Annotated in this window: 12 protein-coding genes; all 12 read right to left on the reverse strand. The window is 56.5% G+C overall.

Annotated features, from left to right (window positions below; genetic code table 11):
* Window positions 1-21 precede the first annotated feature (21 nt).
* Complete coding sequence (locus AB8W27_RS11985; RefSeq protein WP_041923458.1) at window positions 22-1473, reverse strand: pyocin knob domain-containing S74 family peptidase; 1452 nt, start codon at window positions 1471-1473, stop codon at window positions 22-24.
* A 37-nt stretch (window positions 1474-1510) separates the two neighbouring features.
* Window positions 1511-2170 carry a hypothetical protein gene (locus AB8W27_RS11990; protein WP_282914008.1) on the reverse strand — a complete coding sequence of 220 codons (660 nt, stop codon included), beginning with the start codon at window positions 2168-2170 and terminating at the stop codon, window positions 1511-1513.
* Window positions 2167-2457, reverse strand: coding sequence for a hypothetical protein (locus AB8W27_RS11995; protein ID WP_041923457.1), 291 nt, complete (start codon window positions 2455-2457; stop codon window positions 2167-2169). The genes AB8W27_RS11990 and AB8W27_RS11995 overlap by 4 nt, the downstream gene beginning before the upstream one ends.
* A complete protein-coding gene (locus AB8W27_RS12000; RefSeq protein WP_041923456.1) occupies window positions 2457-5618 on the reverse strand; it encodes a host specificity protein J in 3162 nt (1053 codons plus the stop codon). Before AB8W27_RS12000 ends, AB8W27_RS11995 begins: the two co-directional genes overlap by 1 nt.
* Window positions 5619-5667: 49 nt before the next feature.
* Entirely contained in the window at window positions 5668-6264 is a 597-nt protein-coding gene (locus AB8W27_RS12005) for a tail assembly protein (RefSeq protein WP_015740931.1), read from the reverse strand.
* The gene (locus AB8W27_RS12010) at window positions 6261-6965 is read right to left on the reverse strand and encodes a C40 family peptidase (RefSeq protein WP_015740930.1); all 705 of its coding nucleotides are present in this window, start codon (window positions 6963-6965) and stop codon (window positions 6261-6263) included. The genes AB8W27_RS12005 and AB8W27_RS12010 overlap by 4 nt, the downstream gene beginning before the upstream one ends.
* Before the next feature lie 2 nt (window positions 6966-6967).
* A complete protein-coding gene (locus tag AB8W27_RS12015) occupies window positions 6968-7720 on the reverse strand; it encodes a phage minor tail protein L (RefSeq protein ID WP_015740929.1) in 753 nt (250 codons plus the stop codon).
* A 6-nt stretch (window positions 7721-7726) separates the two neighbouring features.
* A complete protein-coding gene (locus AB8W27_RS12020) occupies window positions 7727-8065 on the reverse strand; it encodes a phage tail protein (protein ID WP_015740928.1) in 339 nt (112 codons plus the stop codon).
* A gap of 46 nt (window positions 8066-8111) precedes the next feature.
* On the reverse strand, window positions 8112-11384 hold the full coding sequence (locus tag AB8W27_RS12025) for a phage tail tape measure protein (protein WP_015740927.1): 3273 nt from the start codon (window positions 11382-11384) through the stop codon (window positions 8112-8114).
* Window positions 11385-11467: 83 nt separating this feature from the next.
* On the reverse strand, window positions 11468-11788 hold the full coding sequence (locus tag AB8W27_RS12030) for a hypothetical protein (RefSeq protein WP_015740926.1): 321 nt from the start codon (window positions 11786-11788) through the stop codon (window positions 11468-11470).
* Between the two features lie 147 nt (window positions 11789-11935).
* A complete protein-coding gene (locus tag AB8W27_RS12035) occupies window positions 11936-12205 on the reverse strand; it encodes a DUF4035 domain-containing protein (protein WP_007760133.1) in 270 nt (89 codons plus the stop codon).
* 23 nt (window positions 12206-12228) lie between these two features.
* Window positions 12229-12624 (reverse strand): phage tail assembly chaperone, encoded by a 396-nt coding sequence (locus AB8W27_RS12040; protein WP_015740924.1) that lies wholly within the window; start codon window positions 12622-12624, stop codon window positions 12229-12231.
* Window positions 12625-12669 lie beyond the last annotated feature (45 nt).

The following is a 12669-nucleotide window of genomic DNA, read 5'->3' on the forward strand; positions in this document are numbered from 1 at the left end:
CATACGGGCCACTATGCCTTATCATTTTCCACTGACCGATTCGCTTTCAGTATCTTCTTTGGTGGCGCTTCCCGCAGCAATGAGGCTGGAAACTGACGCCTGCAGCCGGTCCTGTTCCATTTCAAGCGCAGCAATACGCACCTTGTTGTCCTCATCACGCTGGCGCAGCGCTTTTATTGCAGCCAGAGCGTCAAGTAACATCGGCGTCTGGTCAAGCACCATGTTTTCGCCAACATCCTTCACGTATTCCTTGTCAATCTGCATAATCTGCTGGGCGATAACGCCACGGCGTGCCGACCGTTCAGGTTTATCCCACTTATAGCGGAACAGCTTAAACTCCATGCGGTTGATATTGTCCAGGCCAGCTTCGACATTAAAACTCCCTTTAACATCTTTCAGGCGCTCATCTGAAACAGCGGCCATCGTGAACTCGCGCCAGGGTTGCCATGCGCCGCCGTTGTCGCCATTCTGAGAGCGCGCGAAGTAGCGAGATGCGGAATTATAGGTTCCGGAAATCTGTAAGGCGTATGACGAAAAGTTGGAGTTGGAAAATGCCAAACAGCTTCCGGTACCTCCTGGACTGTTTGCCGCCCCAGAATAACCGAAAGCGACATGATTGGGCTTAATATCATTCCAGTCATTAACCGTAGCATACGTGCCGCCTGAAACATTGGCGACATCCCCCCAGTTGGTAAAGATCTCATTCCAACCAATATATCTGCCACCCTCAAAACTTGATGACGCTGCAAGATATCTACGAAAAAAAATACCACCAGTACCCTGATAGTTGGAATAAATTTGCGTGCTTCCGTTTGCTCCATTAGCACTGTTTGGCAATACTAAAAGCGATCCCGCCTTTCCTTCAGGATAGCCATTAGCCGTCGTCGCCTGTGCATTCAAGGGTTGCATGTACATCCCGGCACGACGCAGATATTCTGCTGTAGATATTGAGCCACTTAAACCGCCAACTGGCGCATGTGGCACCTGCAAGTTTTCCCACGTTGCTGCAATATCACCAGGTTTAAACGTTGTGGCTGTAACCTCGCCATTATCGGAAAAGATGCTCTTAATAAAATTGATTATCTTGAGCCAGCTTGGTCCGCTGAATGTCGAGCCATCTTTGAGAGTGACCGTGATATCGTCGCTGGCGCTGAAAACCTGTTGCCAGTTTGTCTTGTCGAGGTTAAGGCCACGTAATGCTTCTGCGGTCTGTGAGGCAAGGGCCGCAGTAATTAAGCTTTGTGCTTCCTGCGGAACGGCAAACCAGGCGGCACCGCTCTGGGTTGGTCCTGTGTAATCACTCACAAGCATCAGTTGAGTGTTATTTGTAATTGCTTTAACGGGCAGTGTATAAGGAGTTCCCCCAACTTTAACAACAATGAGATCGCCAGCTTTTAATTCCGTTGTGAATGATGTTCCATTACCAGTAACCGCTGCTGATTTATTTGTTAGTGTAAGAGTTCCTGCAGACATGACTGTCTCCTGAAATAAAAAAACCCGCCGAAGCGGGTTAAAGGTTTGGGATCACTCCATAGGGTATTTTATATCCTCTGGAATATATTGGCGTTTGGTTGTAGTTTTTCCCGTTCTGATTGATATACCTCAAGATTACAGAACCGGATTGCTGCTTTATGACTATCCCGTTCTTTGCGCCAACCCCCTCCTGATCCTCACTTATCGCCCCCATAAAACTCTCAAGAGGCATGAATGGCGTGCCAGAAACTGCAATCGTCAGTGTGTTGTTTTGCAGATCGTAATTTGGTGGAATTGTCAGAAATCCTAAAATCCTGGGCATGGTTGCCGCCGACTTTGCAGACCAGATCAGCTTGCCAGACGAATCGAAAACATCCATAAACCCGCTCTGAACGGCAACATCTGTTCTGGTTTTAGCCAGGTTAACTTTGCCCGGAACGAACCAACTTGCGCCGGGTAAACCCCAGCCGCCAACAGGCATTCGGAACCAGTTAAGCTGCCCGGGTTGATGGATGGCATTTGGTTCGTCAAGAAATGGAGCAAGCTCCCTTAATCTACCAAATCCTGGCACGTCACCATCAATACCGCCGACAGTATCCATTCGTGGAGAAGCTACATAGGAAGAAAATAGCGGGGATGTATAATCGCTATTTACAGTAACAATTCCATCATCGTTTCTTACTTCGAAGCCGCTCATATAAAATTATATAAATCAATAGTTAAAGTATCAGCGAATGATGTACCAGGCACAAAAAAGACAGTCACGCCACCATCATAACAAGATGTTCCCCATATCCTGGTTTGCATCAAAGTTGTCGTTATTGCGGCAAATGAACCCGACGCCGTCGCGCCGGGCATAGCAACATCGAATTGGTTAACGCCTCCGGGTGCTTTTACTGTAATTCTCCCCCTGTGCCTCACCATGTAATCGCCCAGGTCAACAACCAATCTTCCGCTGGCATCCCAGCACTGTAATCCGGCCATCAAAAGAGCCCCATTCTCACGCGCAGGACATTATTGGCGTCCCAGATTTGCACAATGTTATTGGTAATTAACATGCGACCATTTCCACCGCTGCCGTTAAGCTCGAAGTTTCCGTTTTTGTCCAGGCGCCAGCCTGTGCGACCTGCCACATAGTTCGTGGACTGTATGAATGCGCCAATTTTGGCACTGGTTATGGTGCCATCCTGAATAAAGGCAGAGCTCATAAACACCTGCCCACCCACCACAGCAAATGGCGAGAACTGGCTGGCACCGCTGCCGGTGGTCAGCACAAACTGATCGGCATTAAACGCAACACGCGTTACAACCGGCTGCCCGGCCTGCGCCAGCACCGCAATGCTCATGCCGGCACTGTAGTAGTCGCCGTTAATCCGCACGCCTGCTTTCAGCGTATGAATGGCTGTAGCACCACTGGCATCCACCACAGCTGTCAGTTTGTCTTCCAGCGCGGCCGTGACACTGCCTATCTGCGCCTGGACCTGGGTGCTCATTTCCGCCAGAGCCTTATCAACGTCGGCGATTGTGGTTTTCACCACCAGAATATCAGCGCGTACTTCGCCATACTGCTTCCACTGATGATCGACCGTGGCGTTGTTCGCCAGCGCGTTCTGCATCACCGCCTCGATGTTAGTGTCGATTTGCTGCTGGAGCGCCTGGCCGTCGGCACTCGTGAGAAAATCCCCGGTAATATCACCCAGGTAATCCTCCGCATTGTCGTTCGCCATACCCCGCACCCAGCCGGTCCAGGCTGACTGGCTCCCGATGCGGTCCACCAGCCGCGCGCGGTACCAGAAGATCTGCCCGGCACGCAGGCCAAGCTGCGTGTAACTGTGCGCCGGATAGGGCACATCCGAAAGCAGCAGCGCGTCGCTGCCGTCGGTCGCGGCGGCATACTGAATTTCGGTCATCAGCGTGTCGTCCGCACCGTCCGGGAAGTTCCAGTCGAGCTGGATGCCCCAGTTAATCGGCGTGGTGCGGAAGTTCAGCGGAACCGGCGGCTGCCCCACTTTGCCGGTCAGCGTCACCTCGTCGCTGGTCTGCCAGACCGAGGCAACATCGCTGGCGTTCACGGCGCTGACGCGCGCCATATACCGCCCGGCATAAATGCCCTGCACCTCAAAGCCGAGCGAGCTTGTGCGCGGCACATTCACCCAGTCGCCGTTATCCTTGCGCCACTGGCATTCATACGCCACGGCGCCGGGCGCCGCGGGCCAGGCGACACGCAGGGTTTCCACGCTGAGACCCTGCACCACGCGGCTGTAACTGCTGAGGGTCACCGAGGCTGGCGGCGCCTGCACGCCCGGCGGAATGGCCGATACCGGGCGCTCATCGAGCCGAGCGCCGGAATCGATGGCGGCATATTTATCCGGGTTGTGCTGCACGGCGCTGATGGTCCAGGTGCCGTCGTTATTGTCTTCAACGGATGTGACGCGGTACTGCTGGATTGCCACATCCTGCGCATCCACCGACCAGACCGCCTCGCGCTCCGGCGTTTCGCTGAATATCGCAGATACCGTGACGTTTCGGCCGCTGACCGCCTGAATGGTACGGGCCTGTGATTTGCCGGACGGCAGGTTGACGATAAGCCTGTCGCCCGCTTTTGCATCCGGCGCCCGGTCGAGCGTCAGCGCGCGACCGTTCACCTGACTGATACGCCCGCCCATCACCCGCCCGGACAGATACTGATCCGCCACGCCGATGATATGGCCCGGCAACGGGATCATGCCTTCCAGCCCGGTGGCAAAACTCACCATCCGGTCTTTAGCATTTGTCAGCAGCGCCCAGCGGCCGCGGCGGTTGGCCTCGGTGCGCCGCGTGCAGCCGATGGCGGAGATCTGCGTCTGGCGCACGCCGTAGCGCCGCACCAGGTCAGGCTCCATCACCGCTTCCACTTCATCGGTGTAATGGTTCTCCGGGTTTGACCAGCTCACCATCGCCGTTGAATAACGCTTCTTCTCGCTGCCGCTGGCGTAGGAGAATTTGCCGTCGATAACGTTGGCGCGGGTGTAGACATACGTCATATCGCGCGGCATATCCGCCAGCGCGGCCAGCTGATTACCGGCCCAGTAGGTCATGCCGCGGAAGATGCTCGCCAGGTCACGCAGCACCGTAAACGCCTCGTTCTGACTCTGGATATACACATCACAAAGAAAACGCGGCTCGGTACCGCTGCCGCCGGTACCGTCCGGCACGGGCTGATCGCAGTACTGCGCGATGCGGTAGAGCTCCCACTTGTCCACCTGAGAGGCATCCAGCCGGTCACCGGTTCCGAAACGGTCGCTCAGCACCAGGTCGTAAAACACCCAGGCGGGGTTATTGCTCCAGGCCCATTTAAACGAGCCGTCCCAGGTGCCGGAATAGGTGCGGGCCACCGAATCGTAAGTGGTGGGCACGCGGATTTGCCGTCCGCGGGCGCGCATGCTGATTTGCGGGATATTGCTGAACTGCTTCGCGTTGAACGACACAAACAGCAGTGCGGTGTTCGGATAGCGCAGTTTTGCATCGATGATTTCCGAATAGGCCTCGATATTCGTAGTATCCACGATACGGCTGGAAGTGCTGTCCGCCGTCGTCCGGCTTACACGAAGCTGCCAGCCGGTCCGGGCGGGCGGAAGGTCAATGCGATGGCTGCGCTCATACAGGGAGGTGGTTTTACCGTCGAATGCGCTGTTCAGCACAGTGACATATCCGCCACCGTCAGTGGACAGCTCAATTTTGTATTCAACGCGGTAGCCCACCACATCCCCGTTGTCCTTCATGCGCTGCAGTGAAGGCACACCGAGACGCACCCGGACCGCAGAAAGCTGCGTGTTGCTGATGGCGCGCGTCCACGGCTGTGTGGCTTTAAGCTGAGTGTTAACGGTGATTTCATTTTCCACCGACGGTATACCGGGGATGTAATCCTGCGTCTGAGTGCCAGGGCGAAATTCCCATTTCACATCGGGAAAATTAAGCGTGCCGTCGGCGCTGCGGATCGGGGTACCGTCGAAGAAAATATCTTTATCCGTCAGGCCGCCGGCGAACTCCCCCTCGCCCAGCGCCAGCAGTATTTTGGCCGTCGCGATCGACTGTAATGAATCAGGAGATTCCCGCGGCGTGCGTGAATTACCACCGCCACCCTTTTTACCGGTTATTTTTTCCATACTGCGCCCATAAAAAAAGCGCCCGCAGGCGCTGTTATCAGACCGGTTCTCACTGGTCGTTGGTGTAGATGCCGGCGGAAACAATCGCACCGCCGATTTCGCGCTCGCCATACAGGAGCCCGACGGGGTTACCCATTGCCGTGGTATTCACGGGCCCGCCGAATGCATAGCTCGGCGCGTTATCGGGGTCCTGACGCGATGCCAGCCCGCCGGGCTGGGGTGACAGCATCTGCACCACGCCGCCAGCCATTAAGCCGATCCCGGCCTGTAAGGCATACGGGCCCCACGTCGCCCCGCCCCATGCCTGGCCGATGGTCATGCCAATGGCACCGACCACCACCAGCACCGCGCCCAGTATGGTCTGCAGCACGCCCGCCCGCTTGCTGCCAGCAATCACCGGCGCAATGCGGATATCCACTTCGCCGCTGTTGTGCTTCAGCTCATCCTGGCCGATGTTCTTTTTCCCCTTGAACACGGCAAAGCGCAGGCCGCGCAGGTGCGCCGTCTGCATGTACTGCTCAAAGCCGGGGATAATGACTGACAGCGCGCGGCAGGCTTCCGCCGGGCTGGCTATCACCAGCCGGTGCTCGCGACCGAACCGCGCACCCAGCGCGCCGTAAAGCCGCACCGTTTTCAGTTGGTTCATGGCAGATCCTTGTGTCTGACAATTTTGATGGTGCGCTCGCGCAGGTAGCCCCCATACGGCGTGGTGCAGGAGAGCTGGCCGTAGAGGTGATGCAGCAGCTGGTTACCCTCCAGCAGAATACCGGCGTGATTCACCACCGGCGCGGACACCTGCATCAGCACCATGTCGCCGGGCCGAGGCTCTGTGACCTCGCGAAATCCCTCGGCATACCAGTTATCCATATAGAAATTTTCGCCCCGCTCCCACCACGGGTAATCCACGCTGTAGTTACGAAGCGTCACGCCCTGCCGGCGGTGCCAGTCCATCACCAGCGACCAGCAGTCCGCATAACCCAGTTCAAAGGCGCGCCCTTCCAGCGGCCTTTCGCCGCGGGGCGCGATGGTGCGCAGGTCGCCTTCCGGCCACGAGACGATTACCCAGGGGATGCCGTGGGCGTCGCACTGCAGCTGGTCGAGCTCGCTCGGCTGGGTGGTCACGCCGTCGCCCGGGTGGGAATGCACAATGGCGGTGACGGTGCCCCAGTCTTCCGCCGCCGCGTAATCCTCCGGCGACAGCTCAAACTGCTCCTCCGGCACGCCGGTGATGTTTCGGCACGGGAAATACCGCTCGACGCGGCTTTTCTGCGCCACCAGGCCGCAGCACTCGCGCGGGTATTCCGCCTCAGCATGGGCCAGGATATCGGCAATGGTTTTATCGCGCATGGTTACCTCCGGATCAGGCTGGCCCCCGGAAAGCCGCCGAAATCGAGCCGGGCATCCGGGCCAAAGCGTTTTTTACAGTCGGTCAGCAGGCCCGAGCATTTATCCTGTGCAGGGTCGGTCACCGGGTTACCTTTCAGATCAAACATGCGCGGGCCGTTGTAGGTACAGCCGTCACCGCTGCGGTATTTGTTGCGGCAGGCCCAGGTGCAGACCGCCGTGATTTGCCGCGTCGGGATCAGCAGTCCCTGCAGGTCCATCGGGCTGGAGAGGCGGAACTCCACCACTTCATTGTCTTCAGCCGCCTTGCTGTCGATGTAAAACACCTGGCGGAAATACTGCCCCGGATCGGCAGACGGGTTGCCGTCGGGAAACGTGCGCGCATCGAGATACTGGCCGAACGTATCCAGAACAGTAACCTTTGCCTGTACCATGTCATCAAAGCGCAGGCAGAGCGCGGTCACCACACCATCAAGGTTAGCGACACGCAGCACCGGCTCCGCGCTCTGGCCGTCACTCGACGACGCCAGCCCGGTAATTTCAAACGGCCAGGCACCGTATTCCTCGTCATCAAACCAGATGGATTTAGCGGCAAGCTTCGGGGTATCGCCGCCGCTCGCCGCGATTTCTTCCGGCGTGTGGGGAATGGTGCAGGCGTGAAAGCGCAGCACGCCCGCGCCGAACGCCGAGCCGTCGACGGTCACCAGGCGGACACTGTCGCCGGGCTCAAGCTTCTGAACGTCATTACTGATTGCCATAAGTACCTACGGAGCGAATGCCTGTGTGAAGGTTGCGGTGAGAGAGAAAATGCCACCGCCCGGCGCCGACGGGCGGTAGGCGTCACAGCGGTAAAGCCCCGCACCTTTCAGAGGTGCCTGCCAGATGAATGAACGGCTGCCGCCATGTCTGTCCAGGAAGTCCATAATCGCGGTGATGTAGCTTTCATCCCCGACGAATTCCAGATCCCATTTCTGACCGTGGGCGTTGATGCCGTCTCCCGACGCCTGGGCATACCCGTCGCCGAACTGCGCGCGGCGGACGCGGTGAGTCACCTCGCCCCCGGCATTAATGCGCGGGCACCAGGTAAAGGTTTCGGTTGCCATGTTTCACCCATAAAAAAACCCGCCGTAGCGGGTGGTAAATTGATTTTTAGCGCTTGCCCTGCGTGGCGTTCCACAAGGGGGTGCCGGGCTTGCGAAGCTGCGAATTGATGGTATCGAGAATGGCCCCGGTGAGCTGGTTAGCCACCGCGCCGGCGGCGTTAGCATTGCCCTGTGCAGCGCCTGTGCCGCCGGAGAAATTTATGGTCCCGATGCTGACACTGACACCCGCGCCGCCCTGCGTGCCACTGCCCAGCGCTTTTACACCAAGCCTGCCTGTAGCGTCGCGGGTGAGCGGCATAATGGCTTCCGGCCCGGCCTCGCCCATTACGCCGGCCCCTTTCGCAAACGCAAAAAAGGTGGGAGTGTCAACGATACTGCCGCTGTAGCTGCTCAGATCGGCTGACGAATAAACCCCACCCTTCGCGTTAAACTGGAAAGACGCGCCGTAGTTCTGGATGGCGGTGCCTGCACTGGCGCCGCCGGATGCGCTTCCGGCGACACCGCCCGCAATTCCCCCGAGGAGCGAGCCGAAAAGGCCGCTACCAGACGAGCCGCCTCCCATCGCGTTAACCACGGCCATCTGGAGCGCAATCTTTGAGATGATCTGCAAAACGGATAACCCCCAGTCTTTCCAGCTGGCCTTGTTACCCACCAGCATTGCAGAGACGTTATCAAGCGCGCTGTCCATCGTGGAAGTGATGCCCTGAGATACCGTGCCGGCAATGTTGCTGACGTTATCCATCCAGTCAGCAAGCCCCGCGCTTACGCCCGCGCGCCAGTCCAGTTCGCTGGCCTTCGCCTGCTGATATTTTTTATCAAGCGCATCCAGTGCAGCCTGGCGCGCAGCAATGGCCTCAGCCCCCTTATCGGTTTTATCAAAAACGCGCTCCACTTCCTGCCGCTCGCGGTACTGCTCACGCTGACGGTTCCCCATCCCAGACGTGGCGGAGGTTAGGTCAGCTTCATCCTGATAACGGCGCCCCGCATCCTTCAGATCTTTCAGCGCATCAGCCATTTCATGCTGTTTTCGGACAGCCTCATCGGCTTTCTGTGTCCACTGCGCCAGCGCCACGGCGCCAGCCTCAATGGATTTGCGTTCCTCTTCGCTCCACTTAAGGCCATTTTCATGAGACGCAGCGTAAAGCTCAGCCGCTTTTTCTCCCTGCGTGGCGCGCACCTTCTGAACTTCAACAGCGACACTCAGATCGGTGATTTTTCGGCTGTACTGCTCAGCGGTCTGCGCCGCCTGGCGTGACGCTTTATTCTGGGCGTGGGTTGCAGCCGTCTCATCCTTTTTCGCCTGGGCCAGCGCCTCATCTTTCCGGGCGGCCTGATCTTTGTTGTAAATGTACTGGGTATACAGCGCACCGGATAGTTTCAGATCCTGCGCTTCATAGACATGCTGCTGATGAAGTTTCTGCAAACCGGACAGGCTCGCCAGTTCATTATCGCGACGGGCTTTTTCCAGTGCCGTTGCCTGCTGCGGCGTCACGTTCGAAGTGGATATCACCGGACCGGTATAAGACGCTGGCCGGTTTGCCGGCGTAACACTCATACTTCGGTTCAAAAGATCGTAAGCCCCTTTCAGGGTGGCAATTGCTCCGGCCTCCTGAATGGCTTTCTGTGTGGCCTGTTCGCTGGCGTCGTTAAACAGTCTTTGAGTCTGCTGAAGTTTTGAAACAGCCTGCTCTCGCTGATACTCCAGTTTGTTCAGCTGATCCGTCAGAGAAATATTCTTCTCGGTGATATCGGCCTGATCCATAAACGTGTTAATCCACGTCATGGTTGGGTTTTGGTTATAGTCATGCTGAATTTGTGCGAGCCCCGCCAGGCTGACTTTGACACGCGCTATCTGGCTGTCGAGATCGGAAATATCTTTTTTTTGCGCATCCACTGATGAGCGAGCATCCGCCGCTGCGGATCGCAGGCCGAGGGATGACATATCCTTAAGACGGGTGTTGATCTCATCCAGGTTACTGGCAAAGCCTACAGCTTCTTTATGAACCTGCTCGGTATGCTGGTACAGGCCATACATCGCTGCACCAGATGCCAGGATGACGCCCGGCCAGCCGCCTAACAGGCTCAGTACGCCACCACCCAGGCGGGACATCACAGACGCTGTTTCAGTCAACCGACCGGCAGCAGCAGCGCGAGCGTTGATAGCTGTATTCAGTTGTGCCTGTGCCACGGTTAACTGACGCTCCGCTGTGATTTGCGCCTCGATACCTGCCGCGGCGGCACGAGCCTGTTGCGCGCGGTAAAAAGCCTGCCTTGCCGTTGCCACACTGATTTGGGCACCTCGCAGCTGCGCTTCAGCAAGCCCCACCTCTGCCGTCGTGTTCGCCACGACAGAGGCGGTGGCTGTTGTGACGCTGGCGGTCATATTGCCGAAGTATCGTGCCACCCCCAGCCCAACCAGCGCGCCTGCAACGTTTGCAACGGTATCAATGTTTCCGGCCAGGCCATCCAGTACGCCCGAAAGCGTGGAGGAGGCTCCCACGGCCTGGTTAGCTCCACCTACCCAGGCCATAAAAGCATTCTCTACTTTCTGTGCCGATCCGCTGATACTGGCCGGAAGGGTGTCAAATTCTTTACGAAGCTGCGCAACATTGGTCAGCAGCGGCACGATTTTATCGGTGGTCAACTCACCATTATTTGCCATGTTACGAAGCCCGCCGATCGTGGTGTGAAGCCCGTCAGCAAGAAATTTGGCGAGACGGCCTCCGCTTTCCATGATGGCATTAAACTCTTCACCACGCAGGACGCCCGAACCGAGCGCCTGACTGAGCTGCGTAATGACAGAACTGGCTTCTTCCGTGCTGGCGCCGGATAACTTGAGAGAGGTCGCCACGGTTTCGGTGACGTTTGCCACGTCCGCAGATGCATAGCCAGCGTCACGCAGGGACTGAGCGATTCTGCTGTAGAGGTTGGCGTTTGCCTCAAACGAGGTTCCGGTCCGCTGACTGATAGACATCAGCGACTGTTGCGCCGCGGTAAAGTCGTGTGCCGAAGAGGAAGCGAGGCGCAGACGACCATTCAGTTGGTTCCAGGTATCGGCATAATGAATAAGCTGCCCGGTAGCAAACGCTCCGGCAAACGCGCCAGCCATACCCGCAGCAGATGAGCGAACCGAAGCAAGCTGTGCATTGAGCTCGGCCAAAGAACGCTGCGTTTCCCGGGTAGCAACGGCTGCACGGCGGCCCCCCTGCTCCATCGTTTTGTAATAATCAGAGCCCATCCGGGCGGCGCGGGAAATCTCAGACTGAAATGACTGAGAATTTGCGGATATTTTGATTATTAATTCACGCAGAGTAGCCATATTTGTCTCATAAAAAAACCCGCCGAAGCGGGTTTATATTTGCGAATTTCACCTATATCAGGTGAATTAAATTACGCACTTAATTATTGCTGTGTGCATTTCACTGCTTTAAGTGACTCGAGCTGATTCAGACGGTCCTGAACTTTTTTACGAGCCTCATTTTTAGCCATACCATTTCCGATACCGAAGTCACCAAGGAAACCAAGCACAGTACGTCCATCAAACTGGCCAGTGCTCTCAATGTCTTGCTGTACGCTATGTGCCTTGGCGATCTCTTGATTAAGCGCTTTACAGTCGAATGTACTGGCCTCTTCACCCGTGACTGATGAAGCTTGTGGATACTGCTTGGTTGCGCATCCGGTAAGCATTACTACGCCAATCCCCAAAACTAATAATTTTTTCATTTTATGTTTCCTCAAATTGCAATCAGAAACATCCTAACATCAATATTTGCTTTCTACCTTACTCTTTTGCAGGGTTAAAGAATCAGTTTCTACCTGCCATCTTTTTAGTGTGCCTTTATGAAGCCCATATAAATGTAAGTGACGAATTCATTGTGCAAGTGCTGCAAAGAAGCCTTCCAGCCCGGCGCTGCTCTCTTCCTGTTCCGGGGCGTTCCACTGCAGGATCACATCATCAATGCTTAACTTTGCACCCTGCGAATTGAGTACCGCGGCGGAAACCTGCGCAGCCTGGATATCGCCGCGCCGGTCGCTGATGGGGTTGAGGCGGTCAAATTCGATCCACATACGCAACTCGCTGGCCGTCATTGTCTGCTTCAGTTCATGAAGCGTACGCCCCAGACGCAACGCCAGCGCCATCAGGAAGAAGGTGCCGGGCTGGCTTACGGCTTTTCCACTTCGGCGGCCGAGGTAGTCAGATCGAGCGCCTGCTTAAGAAGACGGGCGTGCACCGGGCCATAAAACAGCTCCACCTGCGGCTTGTCTTCTTCAGAAAAGACCTGCGTGCCATCTTCTTCAAGAAGTACATCAATAAACAACACGACGTCAGCGCTCTTGTTACGCAGCGCGCGCTCTGCAGCCGTCAATTCATCCGTTTCGCCATCTGTCTGCTTAGGGTTAAGCACCTGCTGCCATTCAAGCCAGGCCTGAGCGGAAGGCTCACGCAGTTTTACCGTGGCGTTTTCCCATTCAGGTACCGTCACGACTTTGGTACGGAAGCCCGCCATCGGTGCCAGCGCAAGCGCGCGAAGTGAACTCTGTGAAACCTGCTTTTCCATTTCATGACTCTCGTTTTAGCACTAAAAAAGCGGCTTTCGCCGCTG

Source organism: Cronobacter turicensis (genome assembly GCF_041222865.1).
Classification (GTDB): domain Bacteria; phylum Pseudomonadota; class Gammaproteobacteria; order Enterobacterales; family Enterobacteriaceae; genus Cronobacter; species Cronobacter turicensis.